Origin of the sequence: Cognatitamlana onchidii (genome assembly GCF_004804355.1) — a bacterium.
Taxonomy (GTDB): domain Bacteria; phylum Bacteroidota; class Bacteroidia; order Flavobacteriales; family Flavobacteriaceae; genus Cognatitamlana; species Cognatitamlana onchidii.
Window position 1 is genome coordinate 107482 of record NZ_SRWZ01000007.1, and the last position, 23561, is coordinate 131042.

The 23561-nt window shown below is 35.0% G+C and carries 26 protein-coding genes; 9 read left to right on the forward strand and 17 right to left on the reverse strand.

The window, feature by feature from the left end; all coding sequences use genetic code 11:
- Window positions 1–41: 41 nt before the first annotated feature.
- Genes E5D58_RS13300 through trhO form a run of 3 tightly spaced genes read right to left on the reverse strand, consistent with a single transcriptional unit; the run spans window position 42 to window position 2598 of the window.
- Window positions 42–272: a ferredoxin gene (locus tag E5D58_RS13300; RefSeq protein ID WP_136482575.1), complete on the reverse strand. Its 231-nt coding sequence runs from the start codon at window positions 270–272 to the stop codon at window positions 42–44.
- The gene (locus E5D58_RS13305; protein ID WP_136482577.1) at window positions 272–1516 is read right to left on the reverse strand and encodes a U32 family peptidase; all 1245 of its coding nucleotides are present in this window, start codon (window positions 1514–1516) and stop codon (window positions 272–274) included. Before E5D58_RS13305 ends, E5D58_RS13300 begins: the two co-directional genes overlap by 1 nt.
- A gap of 5 nt (window positions 1517–1521) precedes the next feature.
- Complete coding sequence (trhO, locus tag E5D58_RS13310) at window positions 1522–2598, reverse strand: oxygen-dependent tRNA uridine(34) hydroxylase TrhO (RefSeq protein ID WP_136482579.1); 1077 nt, start codon at window positions 2596–2598, stop codon at window positions 1522–1524.
- Between the two features lie 348 nt (window positions 2599–2946).
- On the opposite strand from trhO, the gene recA reads away from it, so the two are divergent.
- From recA to E5D58_RS13325, 3 genes are all read left to right on the forward strand, one after another.
- The gene (gene recA, locus E5D58_RS13315) at window positions 2947–3948 is read left to right on the forward strand and encodes a recombinase RecA (RefSeq protein WP_136482581.1); all 1002 of its coding nucleotides are present in this window, start codon (window positions 2947–2949) and stop codon (window positions 3946–3948) included.
- A gap of 252 nt (window positions 3949–4200) precedes the next feature.
- Window positions 4201–4749: an RNA polymerase sigma factor gene (locus tag E5D58_RS13320; RefSeq protein ID WP_136482583.1), complete on the forward strand. Its 549-nt coding sequence runs from the start codon at window positions 4201–4203 to the stop codon at window positions 4747–4749.
- Window positions 4749–6212, forward strand: coding sequence for a PorT family protein (locus E5D58_RS13325; protein ID WP_136482585.1), 1464 nt, complete (start codon window positions 4749–4751; stop codon window positions 6210–6212). The genes E5D58_RS13320 and E5D58_RS13325 overlap by 1 nt, the downstream gene beginning before the upstream one ends.
- 89 nt (window positions 6213–6301) lie before the next feature.
- Here E5D58_RS13325 and E5D58_RS13330 read toward each other — a convergent pair whose 3' ends face one another.
- On the reverse strand, window positions 6302–7039 hold the full coding sequence (locus E5D58_RS13330) for a lysophospholipid acyltransferase family protein (protein ID WP_136482586.1): 738 nt from the start codon (window positions 7037–7039) through the stop codon (window positions 6302–6304).
- A 62-nt stretch (window positions 7040–7101) separates the two neighbouring features.
- Between E5D58_RS13330 and E5D58_RS13335 the strand changes: the two genes are divergently transcribed.
- From E5D58_RS13335 to E5D58_RS13345, 3 genes are all read left to right on the forward strand, one after another.
- Window positions 7102–7338, forward strand: a complete 237-nt coding sequence (locus tag E5D58_RS13335) for a GlsB/YeaQ/YmgE family stress response membrane protein (RefSeq protein WP_136482588.1) — start codon at window positions 7102–7104, stop codon at window positions 7336–7338.
- An 87-nt stretch (window positions 7339–7425) separates the two neighbouring features.
- Window positions 7426–8394 (forward strand): tryptophan--tRNA ligase, encoded by a 969-nt coding sequence (trpS, locus tag E5D58_RS13340; protein ID WP_136482590.1) that lies wholly within the window; start codon window positions 7426–7428, stop codon window positions 8392–8394.
- 15 nt (window positions 8395–8409) lie between these two features.
- Window positions 8410–9882, forward strand: coding sequence for a hypothetical protein (locus E5D58_RS13345; RefSeq protein ID WP_136482592.1), 1473 nt, complete (start codon window positions 8410–8412; stop codon window positions 9880–9882).
- Here the strand turns inward: E5D58_RS13345 and dprA are convergent.
- Window positions 9879–10982, reverse strand: coding sequence for a DNA-processing protein DprA (gene dprA / locus E5D58_RS13350; protein ID WP_136482594.1), 1104 nt, complete (start codon window positions 10980–10982; stop codon window positions 9879–9881). The two genes, E5D58_RS13345 and dprA, sit on opposite strands and share 4 nt — an antisense overlap.
- A gap of 104 nt (window positions 10983–11086) precedes the next feature.
- On the opposite strand from dprA, the gene E5D58_RS13355 reads away from it, so the two are divergent.
- From E5D58_RS13355 to E5D58_RS13365, 3 genes are all read left to right on the forward strand, one after another.
- Window positions 11087–12022 (forward strand): HU domain-containing protein, encoded by a 936-nt coding sequence (locus E5D58_RS13355; RefSeq protein ID WP_136482596.1) that lies wholly within the window; start codon window positions 11087–11089, stop codon window positions 12020–12022.
- A gap of 67 nt (window positions 12023–12089) precedes the next feature.
- Window positions 12090–12599, forward strand: a complete 510-nt coding sequence (locus E5D58_RS13360) for an acyl-CoA thioesterase (protein ID WP_136482599.1) — start codon at window positions 12090–12092, stop codon at window positions 12597–12599.
- A 54-nt stretch (window positions 12600–12653) separates the two neighbouring features.
- Entirely contained in the window at window positions 12654–12866 is a 213-nt protein-coding gene (locus E5D58_RS13365) for a DUF6515 family protein (RefSeq protein ID WP_136482601.1), read from the forward strand.
- 127 nt (window positions 12867–12993) lie between these two features.
- Here the strand turns inward: E5D58_RS13365 and E5D58_RS13370 are convergent, their stop codons facing one another.
- The 12 genes from E5D58_RS13370 to atpE form a co-directional block, all read right to left on the reverse strand.
- Complete coding sequence (locus E5D58_RS13370) at window positions 12994–14223, reverse strand: murein hydrolase activator EnvC family protein (RefSeq protein WP_136482603.1); 1230 nt, start codon at window positions 14221–14223, stop codon at window positions 12994–12996.
- Entirely contained in the window at window positions 14220–14987 is a 768-nt protein-coding gene (locus tag E5D58_RS13375; RefSeq protein WP_136482605.1) for a DUF4292 domain-containing protein, read from the reverse strand. Before E5D58_RS13375 ends, E5D58_RS13370 begins: the two co-directional genes overlap by 4 nt.
- Window positions 14987–16321, reverse strand: coding sequence for a tetratricopeptide repeat protein (locus E5D58_RS13380; RefSeq protein WP_235835919.1), 1335 nt, complete (start codon window positions 16319–16321; stop codon window positions 14987–14989). The genes E5D58_RS13375 and E5D58_RS13380 overlap by 1 nt, the downstream gene beginning before the upstream one ends.
- A 19-nt stretch (window positions 16322–16340) precedes the next feature.
- Entirely contained in the window at window positions 16341–16658 is a 318-nt protein-coding gene (locus E5D58_RS13385; RefSeq protein ID WP_136482609.1) for an antibiotic biosynthesis monooxygenase family protein, read from the reverse strand.
- A gap of 5 nt (window positions 16659–16663) precedes the next feature.
- Window positions 16664–17683, reverse strand: coding sequence for a sugar phosphate nucleotidyltransferase (locus E5D58_RS13390; protein WP_136482612.1), 1020 nt, complete (start codon window positions 17681–17683; stop codon window positions 16664–16666).
- Window positions 17684–17709: 26 nt separating this feature from the next.
- Complete coding sequence (gene dut / locus E5D58_RS13395) at window positions 17710–18144, reverse strand: dUTP diphosphatase (RefSeq protein WP_136482614.1); 435 nt, start codon at window positions 18142–18144, stop codon at window positions 17710–17712.
- A complete protein-coding gene (locus tag E5D58_RS13400; protein ID WP_136482616.1) occupies window positions 18134–19606 on the reverse strand; it encodes an oligosaccharide flippase family protein in 1473 nt (490 codons plus the stop codon). Before E5D58_RS13400 ends, dut begins: the two co-directional genes overlap by 11 nt.
- A 115-nt stretch (window positions 19607–19721) precedes the next feature.
- Window positions 19722–20582 carry an ATP synthase F1 subunit gamma gene (gene atpG, locus E5D58_RS13405; protein WP_136482618.1) on the reverse strand — a complete coding sequence of 287 codons (861 nt, stop codon included), beginning with the start codon at window positions 20580–20582 and terminating at the stop codon, window positions 19722–19724.
- Window positions 20583–20626: 44 nt separating this feature from the next.
- Complete coding sequence (gene atpA / locus E5D58_RS13410; protein WP_136482620.1) at window positions 20627–22207, reverse strand: F0F1 ATP synthase subunit alpha; 1581 nt, start codon at window positions 22205–22207, stop codon at window positions 20627–20629.
- Window positions 22208–22236: 29 nt separating this feature from the next.
- The gene (gene atpH, locus E5D58_RS13415) at window positions 22237–22773 is read right to left on the reverse strand and encodes an ATP synthase F1 subunit delta (protein ID WP_136482621.1); all 537 of its coding nucleotides are present in this window, start codon (window positions 22771–22773) and stop codon (window positions 22237–22239) included.
- Between the two features lie 5 nt (window positions 22774–22778).
- A complete protein-coding gene (locus E5D58_RS13420) occupies window positions 22779–23279 on the reverse strand; it encodes a F0F1 ATP synthase subunit B (protein WP_136482623.1) in 501 nt (166 codons plus the stop codon).
- Between the two features lie 77 nt (window positions 23280–23356).
- Window positions 23357–23548 (reverse strand): ATP synthase F0 subunit C, encoded by a 192-nt coding sequence (gene atpE, locus E5D58_RS13425; RefSeq protein WP_168796694.1) that lies wholly within the window; start codon window positions 23546–23548, stop codon window positions 23357–23359.
- Window positions 23549–23561: the final 13 nt, after the last annotated feature.

Sequence of the window (23561 nt, forward strand, 5' to 3'; positions counted from 1 at the left end):
TATGATTATTATCAGGACTTAAAAAGGAGATTTTTAACAAGTTAAACCTGTTTTACAGAGATAATCTTTACAGGGCATGCTTTGGCAGCATTATCGCATGCTTCGAAAATTACCTCGTCGTTAGACTTGAGCGTGAAAAACCCTTTTTTGTTATTAGAATGCAGTAATACCGTTTTGCCGTCTTTCTTTGACATTTGAAACTGACTAGGCGCTAATTCTACACAATAATTACACCCAATACATTTATTACGTTGTAAGGTAACTACAACCATTAGACTTCTACTTTGTTTTCAACAATTTTATAAAGCTTGTCTGATTGACGAATTCTAAATGGCAACTTCAAGGTAATCATATCTCCCTTTAAAGCTTCTGATAATTTTTCATCATTCACGAACATATGATCCACCACTAACTCTTGTGCTCCTGTTGTTGGCCCTGTTACCAAAACGGTATCGCCTACAGTCACATTATAAGCTTCAATTTTAAACTCGCCTACCATGGCTTTTGGGAAAAAATGTGTTCCTTTACCAATGTATACTTTTTTCTGTGTAGCATGCGAACCAGAACCTTTACTCCAAGCTCCTAATTTTTGACCAAGATAATAACCGCTCCAAAAGCCTCTGTTGTAAACGGTTTCCAGAGTTTGCATCCATGAGACAACCTCTTCTTTACTATAGGTGCCGCTTTCAATACTATCTATAGCTTCTCTATAACATTTAATTACTTTAGCCACATACTCTGGCGCTCTTCCTCGGCCCTCAATCTTTAGTACTTTAATTCCTGCATCAACCACTTCATCTAAAAAATCAATGGTGCACAAATCTTTCGGAGACATGATGTACTCATTATCTAATTCCATTTCAAAACCAGTTTCCTGATCTATCACTGTATATTTCTTTCTGCAATTTTGTTTACAAGCCCCTCTATTTGCAGATGAATTTTGAGAATGTAAACTCAGATAACATTTCCCAGAAACCGCCATACACAAGGCACCGTGACCAAATATTTCGATCTCTACTAGCTTACCTGAAGGCCCTTTTATTTGCTCTTTTTTAATTTGCTCGGTTATCTTTTTTACCTGTCGTAAACTTAACTCCCTGCTTAACACCATAGTATCTGCAAACATGGCATAAAACTTAACCGTTTCAATATTGGTTACATTTATTTGAGTTGATATATGCACCTCCATTTGCGCCTCTCTTGCCATGGCTATAACCGCCTGATCCATAGCAATAACCGCTGTAATATCTGCTTCTTTGGCTTTTTTTATTAAGGTTTTTACTATTGATAAGTCGTGGTCGTAAACAATTGTATTTAGGGTTAAATAACTCCTAACCTCTTTGGCTTTGCAACGTTTAGCTATTTCAGAAAGATCATCTAAAGTAAAGTTTATTGAGGCCCTAGCTCTCATATTAAGTTGTTCCACACCAAAATATACAGAATCTGCACCATTATCTAAAGCAGCCTGAAGTGACTCAAAGTTACCCGCTGGTGCCATTAATTCAATCTTTTGCATAACGCTTACCTTAGTTTATCTGTTTTTAACGTTTCGAAGATATTCCGTAAATCCTTTTTATAAGGTAAATGATCTGCTCTTCCCTTTTTAAAGATATCATTGCTATTTCCCTGACCTTTTCTTAAAGCCTTTTGTTCTTCATAAGGTAAAGCATGAATCTCTTTACAGGCTGTTGAACAGCAGTTGTTCATTTCCTCCTTACACGCTTCGCATTGTATGAATAGCAAATGGCACGCATCGTTGGCACAATTGGTATGGACATCGGCAGGATTACCGCACTGATGACAACAGGCAATAACATCCTCACTTATTTTTTCTGCTCTTCGCTCATCAAAAACAAAGTTTTTCCCGATAAACTTGTTCTCAAGCTCCTGTTCTTTCACCTGTCTGGTATACTCAATTATCCCTCCTTCAAGCTGAAATACATTTTTAAAGCCTTTATACTTAAAATAAGCACTTGCCTTTTCACAACGGATTCCCCCAGTACAATACATAACCAAATTCTTGTCCTCTTTATAGGATTTTAGATCGTCTCCAATAATATCGAGAGATTCACGAAATGTATCAACATCGGGGGTGATCGCATTTTTAAAATGCCCTATTTCACTTTCGTAGTGATTGCGCATATCTACCAATACCGTCTTTTCGTCTTCTATAAGTTCATTAAAACGTTCGGCACCAACATGCACCCCTTTATTGGTGACATCGAAGGAATCGTCGTTTAAACCATCAGCCACAATTTTATGACGTACTTTAACTTTCAATTTCAAAAAAGACATGTTGTCTTGCTCTACAGCCACATTCAGTCTAATATCTTTTAAAAATGTAATGGTATCTAAATGGGATTTAAAGGCATTAAATTTATCAGCGGGCAAGGAAAGTTGACCATTTATACCTTCTGTTGCAACATAAATACGACCTAGAACATCTAAATCATTCCAAACTACAAATAATTGATCTCTAAATTCTTGAGGGTTCTCAATTTTGGCATATTGATAGAAAGACAAGGTTAATCGATCTTTTCCTGCTTTCTCGATTAACTCAGCTCTTTCTTTAGCACTTAATTTATTGTACAGTTGCATGCTATACTAATTTTAAGGTTAAAGCCGCATACATGCGGAGTTAGAAATATTTGAGGCGCAAAAATACAACTTTAAAAGCAAGTTAAGCCGAATCACAAAAAAAAAGGCATTTAAAACTAAATATTTAAATGCCTTTTTGAGTTAGTTTGAGTTAGTCAATAGGATTCTTTGATAAATTTGATAGCAAAAATTTCCTTACTTATAAGTAAGATACTCGACAAACAAAAAGGTTGCGTGAACAAGCTAAATAATTTTATATGGTATCTACTTTTTGTGTTGAAAACTATTATTGTGATATGATAAAAGATATAGTATTTTAGCCTACACAATTAAGAAAAAACAAGATACATGAGCACTGAAAAAGACGCTAAATTAAAGGCACTTAAACTAACATTAGACAAATTAGATAAGGCTTACGGAAAAGGAACCGTAATGAAGATGAGTGATGCCGCCATACAAGATGTTGATGCCATTTCATCTGGGTCTTTAGGATTAGACATTGCATTAGGCGTTGGAGGGTATCCTAGAGGGCGAGTAATTGAAATATATGGTCCAGAATCATCGGGAAAAACAACGCTAACATTACACGCTATTGCAGAAGCTCAAAAATCTGGAGGCATTGCAGCATTTATTGATGCTGAACATGCATTCGACAGGTTCTATGCAGAAAAACTAGGTGTAGATATTGATAATCTCATTATTTCTCAGCCAGACAATGGTGAGCAAGCCTTAGAAATTGCCGATAATTTAATTCGTTCGGGGGCGATTGATATTGTTGTTGTAGATTCTGTGGCAGCACTTACTCCCAAAAGTGAAATTGAAGGAGAAATGGGCGATTCTAAAATGGGATTACACGCACGTTTAATGTCGCAAGCGCTTAGAAAACTAACCTCGTCTATTAGTAAAACAAATTGTACGGTTATTTTCATTAACCAATTACGTGAAAAAATTGGTGTTATGTTTGGAAACCCAGAAACCACAACTGGGGGTAATGCTCTTAAATTTTATGCTTCGGTAAGATTAGACATAAGAAGGTCTACGCAAATAAAAGAATCGGACGGTACAGTAGCAGGTAATAAAACGCGCGTAAAAGTGGTAAAAAATAAGGTAGCACCACCTTTTAAAATGGCCGAATTTGATATTATGTACGGAGAAGGCGTTTCTAAAGTAGGTGAAATTTTAGACTTAGCCGTTGAATACGACATTGTAAAAAAGAGTGGGTCTTGGTTTAGTTATGATGAGACTAAATTAGGACAGGGGCGAGATGCTGTTAAAGCACTCATAAAAGACAACCCTGAACTCATGGACGAACTTGAAACCAAAGTAAGGACCCTAGTCGCAGAAAAATAAATTAAAATCCCGTTTTTACGGGATTTTTTTTGCCCCCTAACGCAACCTTTTAACCTAATTGACATCTTCAACGTACAAGCATCTATTTGCGTTTTACGCTCTTATTGTCTTTGGTGAAAAAATATTGTAATTTGCTGAAGTTGTATTTTAAGGACTCATTAATGGTTTTGTAATCAAATTTTTAGATAAAGCCATTTTTAGCTCCATAAAAACAGTGATATTGAACTAGTAATAACTAAAATAGAGGTTTAAGTGAGTTTAGATCAACTCATAAAAAATTGTAAAAAGCAAAATACTAAAGCGCAAAGCGAACTGTACCATCTGTTTGCCAGTAAATTGTTTGCCATATGCTTAAAGTATTCTAGAAACCGCAGTGAAGCTGAAGACAATCTGCAGGATGCTTTTATCACAATTTTTAAAAAAATTGAGCAATATAAGCACAAAGGATCCTTTGAGGGCTGGATAAAACGAATAACGGTTAACACTGTTTTACAGCGTTATCGAAATGAAAAGGTGTTTGAGCTTATAAATGAACATATTATTGAAGACCCTTTAGTAGAAATTGATGAGCACCGTATTTCCATTGATTATTTATTAGGGATTATTCAAGAATTACCCGATAGATACAGATTGGTTTTTAACCTTTATGTGTTAGACGGTTATTCTCATAAAGAGATAGCAAGTATGCTAGACATAAATATAGGTACTTCAAAATCAAATTTAGCAAGGGCTAGACAAATTTTGAGACAAACTATAGAACAATACAGAATTAAAGAACAAGAACACACGCAATCCTTATAATGCGCGAAAAGAAACATATAGATCGAATTTTTCAGGAGAGCTTTAAAGATTTTGAGGCCATACCTAGTGATTCCGTATGGAATACTATTGAAGAGCGTCTTGAAAAAAAGAACAGGAAGCGCCGTATAATCCCTTTATGGTGGCGCTATACCGGGGTTGCAGCTTTACTACTCTTGTTTTTATCATTAGGGGGTCTGTACCTACAGAATAATCAAACAACCCCAAATATTCAAGTTGTCGATACCGAATCGCAAGAGTTAAACAATCTACAAAATTTAAACAAAAGTTCTACTAGTGTTGTAAATAATGAGGTAATTGATAATGCGTCATCTAATTCTAACACGAACTCAGAAAACACCTTGTTTCAACAAAAACAGGAAGTTCAGCATGGTTTTACGAGCTCAAATGGTCAAACAATTATAACCAGTCCTAATTCAAAAGTGAACCAGCGCAACCAGTTATTATCCAATCAACAAGAGCATTCTAATAAGGTAGTAGCTTCTTCTAATATTTCTGATAAACATCAAAAGATTGCCAGTACAGAAACAAATAAAAAAGAACAAAATGCGCAACTTGAGAGCCCTATAATTGATAAAGAAGACTTTAACAATTTAGCCTCTAAACAAAATAGTGTAGCGCTAAGTACGGTTCAAGAAAAAAACGCCAACAATCTTCGCAAAACAAATATCAATGAAAACACGTTAACCATTGAAGAAGCCATTGACAAAAACAAAGATATAACACCTAGTAACATCCCTGAAAACAGATGGAGCGTTGCCCCTAATATTGCGCCTGTTTATTTCAATACTTTAAGCCAAGGTTCTACTATAGATGGGCAATTTAATAATAATGCTAAAACTGGCGATGTAAACATGAGTTATGGGATTGCTACCAGTTATGCAATAAACAAAAAACTAAAAATACGCTCTGGTATTAACAAAGTTAATTTGGGCTACAACACAAACGATATTATCGTTTATCAATCAAATGGTGTTGGTAGTAGCGCTCTAAGAAATGTTAACGAATCTAGTACGAGCTTGGCCGTTGCAAGCGATCAATCCATAGAAAGTAATAGCTCATTAAATACTGTAATTAGCACTAATTCTTCAATAAATCAATCGTTTGGATATATAGAAGTACCTTTAGAGGTTCAATATACTTTTGTCGATAAAAGAGTAGGTATTAACGTTATTGGCGGGTTTAGTTCCTTTTTCTTAGAGAGTAATGAAATATATTCTGAAATAGATAATGGCACTAGATCTTATCTGGGAGAAGCCAATAATATAAATGATATTAGTTACAGTGCCAATGTAGGCCTCGGTTTAAACTATAGATTTTCAAAGAAAATTGATTTGAACTTAGAGCCTACTTTTAAATATCAATTTAACACATTTAGCAATACATCGGGTAATTTCACACCGTTCTTTATTGGTGTTTACACTGGGTTTGCAATAAAGTTCTAGGTTTTGGTTAGATCTGGACATTGATTTTAATTAAGCTCAAAATCAATGTCAAAAAAACTGTTTGGTAAAACAAACAGTTTTTTTATGTTTTATGAATTGAATTCTTGTAGCTGATCTTTTATTATTCGTCTTGACTGAATATTCAAAGGTTTCGTATCTTCAATTTCTAATCCTTTCGTATCAATAAATTTGTGAATTTTAACCCGCATTTTACCAGGTCCACCGCTAAAAAAAGTATATGAAAGTCGCTTTTTATTATCCCCAAAAGTAAGAGGTACTATTGGTATTTGGTGGTTTATTGCCAACCTAAAGGCACCATCTTTAAATTCATCTAATTCAATATGTTCTTCAGGAACGCCTCCCTCAGGAAAAATACATATGCTTAATCCAGACTTTATTCTTCGCTGTGCTCTTAAAAAAACGGCTTGTCTACTTTTAGCCGAACTCCTATCAACAAGAATACATGTTCGCTTATAAAAAAAACCAAAAAGAGGAATTTTTGCTAATTCTGCTTTTCCAACAAAAACAAAAGGGTTTTTAATAGAAACCAACATCAGCATGATATCTGCCATGGAGGTATGATTTGCAATAAACATATAACTTTTTCCTATCTCGGGCGTTTGTTCACGTTCTATAAGATAAGCAAATCCCATGCCTATCAAAATAAACTTGGCCCATAATCTGGCAAGCTTAAAGAAAAACGGATACCACGATTCTTTAGATATGGAAACAAGAAGTATTGGGAATAAAACAATGATTGGCAAGGTTACCAATATGTAAAACCAAACACGGTAGAGTGTCCAGAAGATGTACTTTAATACCTTCATCGTGCCTAAAAGTACTATTATAAATTGATTATCTTTAAATCAAATAACTTAAATCTTGAATTATGATATATGCATTATTAATTGGGGCGATAGCTGGGTGGCTAGCAGGAAAACTAATGAAGGGTGGTGGATTTGGACTTTTACTTAATGTTATAATTGGTATAATTGGAGGCGTTGTTGGTAATTGGTTATTTGCCACCATAGGAATCTCAATAACAGGCGGTTTAGTAGGTGATATCCTTACAGGTGTTATTGGCGCCTGTGCCATATTATTCATTGCAGGGCTTTTTAAAAAATAATGAATTAGGTGATTTTATAAAAGTGGTAAGAGCCTCCTTTTTTTATTGCGGAACTTATCTTTAAATTTGCGCCTTATTGGAAAAACTATGGCACGCATACTTACAGGTATTCAAAGTACAGGAACCCCACATTTAGGTAATATTTTAGGGGCTATATTACCGGCTATTAAAATGGCTGAAAACCCAGAAAATGATTCTTATTTGTTTATAGCAAACCTGCATACACTTACTCAAATAAAAGATGCTAAAGTATTACGAGAAAACACCTACTCAACGGCTGCCACTTGGCTTGCGTTTGGCCTAGATGTTGAAAAAACGGTATTTTACAGACAAAGTGATATTCCTCAAGTAACAGAACTATCTTGGTATTTAAGCTGTTTTTTTCCTTATCAACGTTTAACCTTAGCGCATAGTTTTAAAGATAAAGCAGATAGACTAGAAGATGTGAATTCGGGTTTATTTACATACCCTATGTTAATGGCTGCCGATATTTTGCTTTATGATGCCGAGATTATTCCCGTTGGAAAAGACCAATTACAACATATTGAAATGACTCGTGATGTGGCGTCGCGTTTTCATGCTAAAGTTGGCGATACCTTTGTAATGCCTCAAGGAAAAATTCAGGAACATACCATGCTCATTCCAGGAACAGATGGTGAGAAAATGAGTAAAAGTAGAAACAATACCATAAATATCTTTCTAACTGATAAAAAACTTAGAAAACAGATTATGGGAATTCAAACGGATAGCACCCCGCTTGAAGATCCAAAAGATTGGAAAACCTGTAATTGTTTCGCTATTTATAGTTTACTCGCCTCTGCTGCACAAATTGAAACCATGAAAGCTAATTATGAAAATGGGGGATACGGCTATGGACATGCTAAACAGGCCCTTTATGAATTAGTCGTTGAAAAATTTGCGGTTCCGCGCGAAAAGTATAACTACTACATGAGTAACCTGAACGAGGTTGATAAAGCTCTGGCTGTTGGTGCCGAAAAAGCGAAATTAATTGCTAATAACGTTTTAAGTAGAGTAAGAGAGAAAGTTGGGTATTAATTAAAAATTAAGATTATGTTTAAGAAAGCTTTAGTAATTTCCTTATTCGCTATCTATAGTTTTCAAGCCCAAAACGGATTGCCATTTTCTTCAAATAAAAAAGTTTACACAAAAGGCTATTCTACATTAATAGGAAATAATATAGTTAGCACCCACCCAACTAAAACCTATCAAGGCAACTCTTTCAACGATGTTTTAAGTTTAAGATATATAGATGTTGACAAGGATAAAACCACTTTTAGTTCTAGTAAAGCTACCTTAGAAACAACGCAAAAAGGTCAAAAAGTAGCATACGCCGCATTATATTGGAGTGCGATATATAAATATGATAAAGGCCGCACGGTAACAAAAAAACTATCGGGACATAATAAGAACATAAAACAAATGTTCTACGAAGGCGATAATATACGCTCTACCGACGTTAATTCCATTTTGTTTAAAACTCCAAACAGCGAATACCGCCCAATTAAAGGTCGTATTATATATGATAGTTTTAACAAAGAGCATGCCTTTCCTGAAACCAAACCTTATGTTTGCTACGCCGATGTGACTTCGATATTACAAAACTTAAAGCAACATAATGGAGAATATACGGTAGCCAATATAAAAGCAACACAAGGTATGCTTTCCGGTGGTGCAGCTGGGGGTTGGCTACTTTATGTTATATTCGAAGACGACAATAGTTCGCCAAAATATTTTACAGCTTATAATGGTTTTATTAATGTTTTTAAAAAACCTGTAGATATTGTTTTTGAAGATTTTAAAGCCCCTGAAACTGGGCAAATAAAAACATCGATTTTACTTGGTGCCTTAGAAGGTGATAAAAAATTTAAAACAGATTTTTGTTCTTTTCTAGATTATAAAAGTGAAACCTACATCCCACTTTTTAATAGACTTAGGCCCAAGCTTAATTTTTTTAATGGTAGTATTACTATTAATGAAAGCTTTTATAATAATAGAGTCCCAAATAACGAGAATACATTAGGGTTTGATTTGCTAAAAATGGAAATCCCTAATTCTAATAATAGTATTATTTCAAATAATATGCGACATGCCCAGGTTAGTTTTAACTCTAAAGCAGATCAGTTCTATTTGTTTTTCGTCGCTTTTGAAACAGAAATCAATCCTATTTTCTTAGAAAGCAAAACTAACACGGAATCTATCTTGGTCATTGAAAAAAATAAAGAACCAATAATAGACCAAGACCTAGAGAAAATAAAAAATCTTAAAACCTTATCTATTCCATCCATTGAAAAAGGATATTACTTGGTAACGAATGTATTTGCTTCAAAAAGCAATGCTTCAAACTGGATGACTATCCTGAAGGCCAAAGGATTTGAAACCAAGTCCTATATTAATCCCAAAAACGGATGGACTTATGTTTATTTAGATAGAGATGAAGACCCCGTTCTTATTTACGAAAGGCAAAAGGAACTTTCTAAACTAGACTATTTTGAAGACATCTGGATTTTAAAAATCAATTTTTAAATCAGCTCAAATAATTTTCCAGGTAAAGGCCTAACCACCCCTTTTAATTCCATATTTAAAAGCATACTTGCCACCTTAAAAATGGGTAAACTGCAATGAAGCGCAATCGTATCCAATTGTTGTTTTTCGTTTTCTTTGAGGTAATTATAAATGACTTTTTCGCTACCATCTAACTCCACAAAAAGTTGTTTCTGTATAGCTGGTTTTTCAACATTATCTAGCTGCCAGTTTAGCAAATACGGGACATCTAAAGGTGTTGTAAGCATATGGGCTTTTTGATGTTTAATTAAATTATTACAGCCTATACTTTGGCTATCAGAAATCCTACCCGGAACAGCAAAAACATCTCTATTATAGGAATTTGCAATATCGGCTGTTACTAAGCTTCCTCCTTTTTCAGCAGATTCAATCACCACCGTGGCTTCACTTAATCCAGCAATAATTCTATTTCGTTTTAAAAAATTATTCTTGTCAAATATATCGGTACTCCAAAAATCGGACAAAAACCCACCATTCTTCTCAACGTCTACCATATACTTTTTATGAACCCTAGGGTATATTTGATTAAGTCCGTGTGCCAAACACCCAATAGTTTGTAGGCCCTTCTGTATCGCTGCTTTATGTGCCGTGATATCTGTACCGTATGCAAAGCCAGAAACTATTATTGGATTGTAAATTGCTAGTTCTTCAATTAGTTTTTCACAAAATGCTATACCATAGGTCGTAATCTTTCTAGTGCCAACCACACTAATTATTGGTCGATTATCAAAATCAATATTTCCAACTTGAAATAGTAAAATGGGAGCGTCAATGCAATGCTTTAGCTTTTCAGGGTAATTTTCACTTTTAAAATAAGATGTTTTAATACCATTATTTTTGATGAACTCTAGCTCTTTTTCAGCCTCCTTTAAATGATTTGCCTTTGTTAATTCAGTAACCGTAACACTACCTATACCATCTATTTTCAATAAATTTTGTCTTTTTTCTTTAAGCACCGCTTCCGCCGAACCGCAAGAAGCCATAAGACGTTTGGCTAAAATATCTCCAACATTAGGAACGTGTTGGAGTGCTAAAGTATAGAGCAAATCATTTTCGGTCATTCTATATCATTGATAATGAAATTACAATAAAAGAATTTTTGCCCTGTTAATAAATAGTTAAGACTAAATTTTTACAAAAAGCATAATTTTTTAACTTTGGTCGTATGCAATTAGAAACCTACATTAGCGATTTACTTTATAGATATGAATGCGTTACCATTCCTGACTTTGGGTCTTTTTTAACGCAGTGCGTGTCGGCAACTATTGAACCTGAGTCTCATACATTTTATGCTCCTAAAAAAGTACTGTCTTTTAATGAGCAAATTCAACAAAATGATGGTTTATTAGCACATTATATCGCCGACATTGAAAAAATTCCATTTGAGGTTGCTAACAAAAAAATTGCAAAACGTGTCAAACTTTTAAAATCGTATTTAACCCAAGGAGAAACCTTAACGTTTAAAAATATTGGCGACATTGTTTTTAATAACGAGGGGAAAATATTGTTTGAGCCAACATATCAGTTAAACTATTTAACAGATGCTTTTGGTTTATCCCAATTTGTGTCCGCTGAGGTAAAACGAGAATCTTTTAAGGAAGAAGTTAAATCTATTGAACGCGTTATTCCTATTGCAGTTACTCCAGAAAAACGTAAGTCAAGACCTTATTTAAAATACGCTGCTGTAGCCCTTATTGCGCTTACTCTTGGCGGTTTTGGGGCTTCAAAGTTTTACGTAGATAAGATTGAAGCTCATAACCAGTTAGCTCAAGAAGAAGCCATTAAGGAATTAGATTCGAGAATACAACAAGCCACTTTTAACTTAAACCCATTGCCGTCCATTACTTTAAATGTTACGAAGCAAACGGGTAATTATCATATTGTAGCTGGGGCCTTCAGAATTGAAAGCAATTGCGATAAAAAAGTTAAGCAACTAAAAGCCCAAGGGTATAGTGCTAGAAAAATAGGAGCCAACAAATATGGACTTCATCAGGTAGTTTATGCCAGCTATGAAGGCCGATTAGACGCTCTAAAAGCACTTAGAAACATTAAGAGGACTCACAACAGCGAAGCATGGCTTCTAGTTAAAAGATTAGACTAGTCTATCCTGCGCTAAACTCCGTTTTACAGCTTTAAAATATGTAACTTTGCACATCAAAAAATTGGTGATGAAAGCAAAGACTCCAGAACAATCAAAAACCATAATGACCGATTTGGTTCTTCCCAGTGAAACAAATCCTTTAAACAACCTATTTGGCGGAGAGTTATTGGCACGAATGGATAGAGCCGCCAGTATCTCTGCCCGCAGACACTCAAGACGTATTGTTGTAACGGCCTCAGTAAACCACGTAGCATTTAACAGAGCTGTTCCTTTAGGAAGTGTTGTTACTGTTGAGGCCAAAGTTTCTAGGGCATTTAAAACATCTATGGAAGTTTATATTGATGTTTGGACCGAAGATAGAGAGTCTGGCGAACGCACCAAAGCCAACGAGGCTATTTATACCTTTGTTGCTGTAGACGAAACAGGAAGACCCATAAGCATACCCGAAATTATTCCAGACACGCCCTTAGAAATAGAACGGTATGAAGCGGCTTTACGAAGAAAACAATTAAGCCTTCTATTAGCAGGAAAAATAGGTCCAGAACAAGCCAGCGAGTTAAAAGCTCTATTTGAGTAATTAAACCTTTATAGTTTTTGTGAGTCTTAAAAGCAGAACCAAATTTAAAATGCTATGAGACTTACTTTAATGTTATTCATTTTTAGTGTTGTATTAAGCACCTCCTCCTGTGCTACCCATGTAACTCCAAGACCAGCAAAAGTTACTGTAATTAAAACACCTCCTAAACACTATAGGGTTGTTAAAATTAAAGGTCAACGGTACTATGTTTGGAATGGAAAACACTACAGAAAAACAAAAAAAGGTTATGTTGTTGTAAGGGTTTAAATTGTTTAGAGCTCCATATATACGCACGTTAGGACGAGATAAATCGGTTCGATTGCCCCGATATTTTTTTGAAAACACTATCTTAATAATGTGATTAGGTTAAATGTGTACGTACTAGAAAACAACCTTACATTTTATAAATCCAGCTTCCAGGGTTTTCTGTATTAAAGCCTTTTGAAATAGTAAAACTCAAAATGGTTTCTCCATTACTAGGGTTTGTAAACACCTCTCCAATACTCTGTTTTGTAGTCACTCTATCTCCTTTTTTTACGTACACCGATGCTAGATTTTTATAAATGGTTAAATAATTACCATGGCGTATCATAACAATAGGGTTTACATTTTTCAACTTAATAATTTCACTCACTTCACCATTAAAAACAGCTCTGGCCTTGGCACCTTTTGAAGTTGCAATTCTCACGCCATTACTCTTAATGGTTAAAGAACGGTCTATAGGGTGCCTTTGGGTACCATAGCCTAACCTTACTACGCCGCGTTCTACCGGCCATGGCAACTTTCCTTTGTTCGCCATAAAGTTGGAAGCCAAAACCTTCTCTTCGGCTGTTAGAGCAAATGTTTTCGACGATGTGGCCTTTCCTGCTTTTTTGTTTGATTTAGCAATAGCCGCCTTAATAATTTTATCAATTTCTCGGTCTATTTTAGCTGCTTCTCTTTGCTTTTTCTTAATCTGTGCTGTATATCTAGATAAGTTTTTCTTAATGGAAGCCATCAGCACCTGATGTCCCTTTCGTTCTTCTTCTAAAGACCTTTGAGTAATCCTGTTTTCGGCAATTAATTTCTTTTTTTCTTGTTGCTGCTCCAATAGCTTCACATTTATCTCTTGTAAATCAACTGTTTTTTGCTTTATAATCTCTCCCTGCTGTCTTTGATGCTCCGAATACTGCTTAATGTATTGCAAGCGCTTGTAGGCTTGTTTAAAATCATCAGAGGATAAAAGAAACATGACTTTACTTTGCTGATTTCGACTTTTGTAAGATTTCACAATCATATCGGCATAGTCTTCTTTTAACTGCTCAAGTTCATCTCTTAAAACCGTTATTTTCTTTTGGTTTGAATTGATTTGACGTGTAAGTAAATTTGCTTGTTGATTAGTGACCTTTATTAAATTTGATAAGACATTAATTTTATAATTGAAATCTTCAATTAAAGACAATTGTGATTTTTCTCTTGACTTATTCTCAGCCCTTAACGCATTAATTTTCTGAATTTCACGCCTTAATTCTTGACGGCGCGATTCTAACTGCTTTTGCTTATTGTTTTGAGAAAACCCTAAACCTACACATAACAGAATAGCTATTATAGCAATATTTTTACACAATGATTTGGCTCTAATCATTCAAGTTCAATTTTTTTGAATCCTGCAGGTATTTTAAAAGGAAACCTGAGTGCTTCGTTTAAAGAAACATTTTTATATTCAAGGTTAATTATTGTTTCTTCGTTGGCCTCAACCGCTATAACCTTAATCTTTTCAGGGATTAATTGCGCCCCTATCTCTTGATATGATAAATAATCTATTTGAAGGTGCCTAAAGGTTTTAGGCTGTGAAATTTGCTGTGACTTTACTTTAAAATTAGTTGGATAAAGCAAAAAGAAAATTTCGAAGAGGGCCTGTTGCTCTTTAGGTTGAACAATATAGGACTCGCCGTCTACTTCAGAGGAATACTCACTTGATTTTAACGGGTAAAGTGTTTCGGCAAAAAGTAAGTTTTGTACTTTCTCAAAATCTAATTCTGTGCCTAATAAATCACTTAAATACTTAAAATCACCTTCAAAACAGGTATTGTCTAGCTTATTATAAAAACTTACTTTTTCGGGGGTGACCATAGCTCTAATCACCGAAAAAGTAGCATTAATCCATAAAACTTCATCCTTTTTTGCCCTAAAACTAACAGAATGTGTTTGAGACTTGCCCTTTTGAATAATATTAATTTTAAGCTTTGCTTGAAGTGTTTCGAAATTTGCTGCCTGCCTGCTGTTTTCTTTAATAAGTTGCCTTGTAGATAGTTTAAAGTTAGCTTCACCAGCACGTGCTGTTTTAACCGACTTACAACTTACAAAAACGAATAAAATACTGATTAAAACGCAGATATATTTTCCCATTAATTTCCAGATTGTAATTCTTTTGCTCTATCACTGAACGTTTTTGCCTTAGAGGTATTGTTTAATAAGCTGTATGCTTTGCTTAATTGTTTATAAAAATCTACCTCCATGCTATTATTGTCTATTATGTAATCTAGGCCAAGCTCTAAAGATTCTATAGCAAGTTTTGGATGATTTAATGCGTTCTGTGAAACACCGTCCAGCAAATATAGCAAAGGCTGAGAGGGATACTTGCCTAAAGCCTCTTTGGTCATGATTTGAGCTTTTTCATACATGCCTAAATCGATATGCAGCAATATGGTGCTCTTTAAAACCTTAAAATTATTTGGTTCTAACGATAAAGCCGATTCAAAATAGTTTAGTGCTTTCTCCTTTTCTCCTTTGGCTAAATAATACTGACCCAATTCTATAAGTGTTTTGCTATCGTTAGTATTGCTTACCAATGCTGTAGCCTCCACTAAATCGGCCTCGTACGCTGGGTGCGCTTTTACAAAAGACACAAAGTCTGCTAAGACTTTTAGTTTCGCATTTGGCTTAATTTCTGGACTTTTAACCACTATTTTCATAGACTCGATGGCCTTTTCAGTCTCATTGTCTTCCAAATAAAACTTATATAATGCCAGATGCACTTTTTGAGAATTTGGGTTTATCTTAAGTAGTTCTTTAGCCACTTTAAAGGCTTTCTCCTTTTCATTATTCTCACTGTACCTAAAAATCAAAGCCAAATAATTTGACTCCTTCTCAGGATTGTTCTCTAAGCGCTGTTGTAAATTCTTTATTTGGTCGTCCTTTCTTCCGGTAGCGTTATAAATAGTATTTCTCATCATATCCCTACTTACAGAATTACCAAACTCAGCGTCTAATTCATCCAAAATAATTAAAGCTTCGTCATATTTTTCGGTTCTTAAATACAGGGCAGCAAGGTCTTCTTTATAGTCTGGATGATATTTAACTAAAAGTCTCACGGTTTCAATAGCTTTTTCATGCTCATTTTGAGCAGCGTAGAACCCGTACAATTCATCTAAAAACCATTCGTTATCTGGGGCCTTGGCAACAGCTTCTTTAAAGGCGTTTTCGGCAGCATCAAAATTTTTGAGTTTGCTGTAGCATTTCCCTAATTCAAAATAAAGTACGGGCACAGTATTATCCAAATTCACACATGCTGTAAAAGCTTCAACTGCCTTATCAAAATTTTCAATACTTTTTTGTTTTAGGCCCTCATAAAATGACTCCTGAAATTTGTCTTCTATATCCCCTAAATCATCATCTGGAGTTTTATTAAAATCAACTTGCGCATCACATAGCCTTGGAGCAACGATTACTCCAAAAAACATGGTTAATATACAAATGGTTTTAAGCCTCATACGTTTTTTTCTCTAGCAAATCTTCAACGACTTCAAACTCATCTAAAATCTTTATTTCTTCACAAGCAGATTTCATTAAGTCTCTAAATTTCAAGGCTTCTTTAGAAAGGTTTTTTCCTGCATTCTCAAAAATTGCTTTTTCTGGCCATTGTGCATAAGCCATATACTCTAACGGTCCTTTTTTATGCAAACGAGACCCTAGGCTCCCTTCATATTTATATATATGTGATGTTAAGCCCTTCCAGCCTTTAACAAAAGCTTCTGCTAATGTTTCTTTTACCTTAAACCGATATAAGACAATATACATACAATTTATTCTAGAACCGAATAATCGCCAATACTAATACTGGTAAACTCCCCGTTATATTTAACATGGTTTCCAATCATGGCTTGGTCTAATTTAGCATTTTTAATACTAGAATGCGTTTGGATTAGGCTATTTTTAACAATTGAATTGTCTATAACTGTATGATCTCCAACCGAAACAAAAGGTCCGATTGTACAATCTTTTAAAACAACATTCTCGCCAATAAAGCATGGCTCAATTATAGATGTATTTTGTAAAGTGGCCGTACTAGCTATGAGCTGCTCATTGCCATCCGCCTTTAAAAAGCCTAACATTCTTTGGTTAGTTTCTATGGTAATGGCTTTATTACCACAGTCCATCCATTCATCAACCGTTCCTGTTTTAAATATTTTGCCATCGGCCATCATGCGTTTTATACCGTCATTAATTTGATATTCTCCACCATTCATAATATTTTCATCCAAGATTTCTTGTAGTTTCCCTTTTAAAACGCCAACATCTTTAAAATAGTAAATTCCAATAACCGCTTGATCAGAAACAAATGTTTCTGGCTTTTCAACTAATTCTGTTATTTCATTATTCTGATTCAATTTTACAACCCCATAGGCTTCAGGGTTTTCAACTTGTTTTGTCCAAATAACGCTATCTGCCTGAGGGTCTAAATCGAATTCTGCACGAATAAGCGTATCGGCATAGGCAATTACGGCGGGTCCAGATAATGATGGTTTGGCGCACATAATGGCATGACCAGTTCCTAAGGGTTGGTCTTGACGATAAATTGATGCTTTGGCTCCTAAACCTTTAGCAAGTGCTTCCAAACTTGCCACAACCTCATCGCCAAACCAAGCCGGATCACCTAAAACAAAGGCAATTTCTTCAATGGGTTGTTTTAAAACTTTTGCTATATCCTTTACTAATCTATGCACTATAGGCTGACCAGCAACTGGGATAAGAGGTTTTGGAACTGTTAAACTATGCGGACGCAGTCTAGAACCACGTCCTGCCATTGGAACTATAATTTTCATTTTTATTTTTTTTATTAATAGCTTTTTTACTTGACTCCAGTACTACCAAACCCTCCAGATCCACGTTCTGTTTCGGAGAGCTCATCTACTTCTATCCATTCAGCGCGCTCATGTTTTGCTACAACCAATTGGGCAATACGCTCGCCGTTATTGATTGTAAATTCTTCATGGGATAAGTTCACTAGAATAACCCCTACTTCACCTCTGTAATCTGCATCTATAGTGCCTGGAGCATTCAATACTGTAATCCCTTTTTTTGCAGCCAAACCACTTCTTGGGCGCACTTGAGCTTCGAGCCCTACTGGAAGCTCCAAAAACAAACCCGTACCAACAATGCTTCTTTCCAAAGGTTTTAATATTCTGGGCTCTGACAAATTAGCTCTTAAGTCCATGCCAGCAGAGGCTAAGGTTTCGTAATTGGGTAAACTATGATTTGATTTATTTATGATTTTAATTTTCATTGTTCTTATTTAAAAGCTGTTTAACTTCTTCTTTTTCTGAAATATAAATAATACCCAAAAATACAACTAACAGTGAAATTCCAACGTAATAATTACCCCTAAATTGATAAAAAGATACCATTGAAAATGATATTGTAAGCACTAAATACACCACAATTTTCTTAATATTATAGGGTATGGGGTAATATTTTTTACCAAAATAATACGAAAGCAGCATCATAGAAGCATAGGCAGATAGGGTTGCTATAGCAGATCCTTTGTAACTCATTATTGGGATCAGCCAAAAGTTAAGAGCCAAGGTAAGTACGGCTCCAAATACGGATATATATGCTCCGAATTTTGTTCTGTCCGTAATCTTATACCAGACAGACAAATTATGATAAATCCCTAAGCAAAAATTAGCTAACAATACTATTGGTACAATCCACATAGCTGGCCAATAGTCTTCATCACCAATTAAAATAACCTTTAAAACATCTGCGAAAACAACTACTCCTAGCATAATTAAAGAGCCAAAAACAACAAAAAACTCAAGAATCTTCGCGTAATTTTTTTGCGGGTTTTTGGTATTGGCGTGGCTAAAAAAGAATGGTTCAATACCTAACCTATAAGCGGTAGCGAATAAGGTCATAAACAAGGCAAGTTTATAACAAGCCGAATACATTCCAATTTGCGTTTCGGCTATATTTTCAGGTAATATCTTGTCGAGCAAAATGCGATCAAATGTTTCGTTTATGGAGAAAGCCAAACCTGCCACAAAAATAGGTAAGGCATAGCGCATCATTTTAGTCCATAAAGCCCTGCTGAAGGTATAGTTCACTTTAAAGTACATAGGAAGTACGATAAATAATGTAATAGCACTTGAGGCGAGATTTGCTATAAGAATATAATTAATTTCGAAGTTCGGTTTATAGATACTGTCAAAAAAAGTATAATCGACTGCTAAATCATCTAACCATATTAAAAAAAACAGATTTAAACTTAAATTAATAACAACGTTTAAAATCTTTATTGCGGCGTACTTTATGGGTTTAGCATTAGCTCTTAACCAAGCAAAAGGCATAATTACAAGGGCGTCAAATAGCAAAATCCATACAACTAAGTTAATATATTCAACTTTGATATCGACAAGGCTAGCTATATTAGAATTAAAAACTAACGCCAGTAGAAAAAAGGATAACGATGTAATTATGAGGGAAATTACCGAAGTGCCAATTACCAGCTCCTTATTATCTTCTTTATTATAAAACCTGAAAAAAGCTGTTTCCATACCATAGGCCAAAATAATATTGAATAGAACGAAATACGAATATATTAAGGAAAGACTTCCGTAATCTGCCACCGCTTTTAAAACGTCATCATCGGTATGGAGTCTAACCAATAAAAAGCTTAACATTCTGGGAAGCACAGTTGCTAAACCATAAATAAATGTTTGCTTGAATAATGACTTGAGTGCGCTCAAAAATGGGTCTTTTTTGGTTGGCTAAAAATAGCGTTTTTAAAACAAAAAAACCTAACTCGTTAAAGTTAGGTTTGGTATAATTATTAGTAGCTCTCTTTACTTCTGTAAAGTCCTACTAGTTATTTAAAGCTTCTGCTCCACCCACAATTTCTAAGATTTCGTTAGTAATTGCAGCTTGACGTGCTTTATTATAAGTTAACTTAAGTTGATCTCTTAACTCTGTTGCGTTATCGGTTGCTTTGTGCATAGCGGTCATACGAGCTCCATGTTCACTTGCAAAAGAATCTCTAATACCTTTATAAAGCTGAGTCTTTAGGGACTTAGGTATTAATTCTTCTACAATCTCTTCTTTTGATGGTTCAAAAATATAATCGGCATTTACATTGGCATCGCCTTCTACTGGCACAATTGGCAAGAACTGCTCTGTCATGATTATTTGAGTCGCAGCATTTTTAAACTTGTTATATACAATTTCGATTCTATCGAACTCGCCCGCCACAAACTTATCCATTAACAGTTGTGCTATATCTGCGACATTATCAAAAGTTAAATCATCAAAAACTTCGCTTTTGTTTGCAATAACCTTATTCGTCTTTTTAAAAGCATCATTTGCTTTCTTACCAATAGCTAAATAAGACACTTCTTGATTAGCATAAGTCTCTGAAGATAATCTTGTAACTTCTTTAATGATATTTGAATTAAAAGCACCTGCCAACCCTCTATTAGAAGTAATTGGAACGATAAGGACCTTTTTTAACTCACGTTGCTCAGAATAGGTGCTTCCAGAATCTGCATCTAAAGTAGCACTTAAGCTTTGTAAAAGCTCTGTTAATTTATCTGCATAAGGACGCATTGCCGTAATAGCATCTTGAGCTTTCTTTAACTTTGCAGCCGATACCATTTTCATGGCACTGGTAATCTGCATCGTTGAAGATACTGATGATATTCTGTTACGTATTTCCTTTAAATTTGCCATATTTTAAAATATGAAAAGATTCCCGCTTACGCAGGAATCATGAATTATGCACTATATTTTCCTGATAAATCTTTTGCTACAGCCGTTAATGTATCTGTAACCTCATCAGTTAATTTTCCTGACTTTAATGTATCTAAAACACCTCTATGTTTAGCATTTAGGAATTCAATAAAATCTCTTTCAAATTCTTTTACTTTATCTACAGGCACATCCTTTAACAAGTTTTTAGAACCAGCATAAATAATTGCTACTTGATCTTCAACAGTAAAAGGATCGTTTTGAGCTTGTTTTAATATCTCAACGTTACGTTTACCTTTTTCAATTACATTAAGCGTTACAGCATCAAGATCTGAACCAAACTTAGCAAACGCTTCTAGCTCACGGAACTGCGCTTGGTCTAGTTTTAAGGTACCAGATACTTTCTTCATGGATTTAATTTGGGCATTACCACCAACACGAGATACAGAAATACCTACGTTAATTGCTGGACGAACCCCTGAGTTGAATAAATCTCCATCTAAGAAAATTTGTCCGTCTGTAATAGAAATTACGTTTGTTGGAATATAAGCAGATACATCACCCGCTTGTGTTTCAATAATAGGCAACGCTGTTAAAGAACCTCCACCTTTTACCATAGGCTTTAAGGCTTCTGGCAGGTCGTTCATATCTTTAGCAATAGCATCATCATTAATTACTTTTGCAGAACGCTCTAATAAACGAGAGTGTAGGTAGAAAACGTCTCCTGGGTAAGCCTCACGTCCTGGTGGTCTTCTTAATAATAAAGATACCTCACGGTAAGCAACTGCTTGCTTAGATAAGTCATCGTAAATGATTAATGCTGGACGACCAGTATCTCTAAAATACTCGCCAATTGCAGCACCCGCCATAGGAGCGTATACTTGCATTGGCGCAGGATCTGATGCGTTTGCCGCTACAATAGTAGTATATGCCAGAGCACCTCTTTCTTCTAATACTTTAGCAATATTAGCTACAGTTGATGCTTTCTGACCCACTGCCACATATATACAATATACAGGCTCACCTGCATCGTAAAACTCTTTTTGATTTAAGATAGTATCAATACAAACGGTAGTTTTACCTGTTTGACGGTCACCGATTACCAACTCACGTTGTCCACGACCTACAGGAATCATGGCATCAATAGACTTAATACCTGTTTGTAATGGTTCTGTTACTGGCTCACGAAATACAACACCAGGAGCTTTACGCTCTAAAGGCATTTGGTAAGTATCTCCAGTAATAGGTCCTTTACCATCGATAGGGTTTCCTAAAGTATCAACCACACGACCAACAATCCCTTCACCTACATTAATAGAAGCAATTTTATCGGTACGTTTTACAGTAGATCCTTCTTTAACTCCAGTCGATCCACCCAATAATACGATACCCACATTATCTTCTTCTAGGTTAAGTACAATACCTTCTAATCCACCTTCAAATTCTACTAACTCACCATATTGAGCGTTAGCCAATCCGTAAGCTCGTACAATACCATCACCTACAGTTAATACAGTTCCTACTTCATCTAATGAAGCACTAGCCTCAAAACCTGAAAGTTGTTTTTTTAAGATTGCTGATATTTCAGCTGGTTTTACTTCTGCCATCTTATTATTTATTTAGATATATAAATATCTTAGTTTAATGTAAATTCTCTTTTTAAATTGTTGAGTTGGTTTGCAACACTAGCATTATATTGTACATCGCCAACTCGTAAAATGAAACCACCTAATATGCTTTCATCAATAATGTTTTCTACTTCAACATTTTTACCCGTAAGTTCTTTAGCTTTTGCTAAGACTTCCTTTTTTAAAGCAGCCGTTAAAGGCACAGCGGTTGTAACCGTTGCTACTTGAACACCCTTAGCTTCATCAAATAACTGTGTAAATTTTCCAGCTACTAAACCTAAAATATCAATTCTATTATTGTCGTTTAAGGTATCTATTAAGCTTAAAGTTGTTTTGTTTGCTTTTGCAAAAACTTGCAATAAAACAGCTTTCTTTTCAGATGAAGGAATTACAGGGCTTTGAAGCATGCTATTTAACTCTTTACTACCTGCAATTGTATCAGTTATCAACTTCATATCTTTATTTACAGCATCAGCTGCTTTTTGATCTGTAGCTAAACTTAATACTGCTTTTGCATAACGTATTGCTGCTCTTGCTCCGGCCATGTTTCTTATTTTGAAGTTTTTTCAGCTAATAAGGACTCAACTAATTCCAATTGTTTGTCTTTATTAGATAATTCTGTACGCACCACTTTTTCAGCAATATCCAAAGATAATCCTGCAACATGATTTTTAAGTTCTGCCATAGCGGATTTTTTCTCACTTTCTATAGCTGCTTGAGCTTGCTCAATCATTTTATTAGCTTGCTCTTGAGCTTCACCTTTAGCGTCTTCAATCATCTTGTTCTTGATATCACGTGCTTCTTTCAGCATAGTTTCGCGCTCGGCTCTTGCTTCCTTCAATAACTTTTCGTTATCAGCTTGCAGATTGGTCATCTCCAATTTTGCTTTTTCAGCAGAATCTAAAGCATCTTTAATACCGTCTTCGCGCTTTTCAACGGCGTCAAGAATTGGTTTCCATGCAAACTTTCTTAAAAGTAAAACCAGTCCAATAAACAACACCAATTGCCAAAAAAACAATCCTATTGAAAACTCATTAATTAACTTTTCCATTTATATATCTTAGTTTTTAATAAATAGTAACTTTAAAAAAACAGCTTTAACCAACCGTTAAAGCTGTTTTAGTTTTTTTAAGCTGCGAATAAAGCAGCAAATCCAATACCTTCAATAAGGGCTGCTGCAATAAGCATAGCCGTTTGGATTTTTCCAGAAGCTTCTGGCTGACGTGCAATAGCGTCCATTGCTTGTCCACCAATTCTACCGATACCTAAACCAGCACCGATAACGATTAAACCTGCTCCTACAATGTTTGGAATTGTCATAATGTATATATAT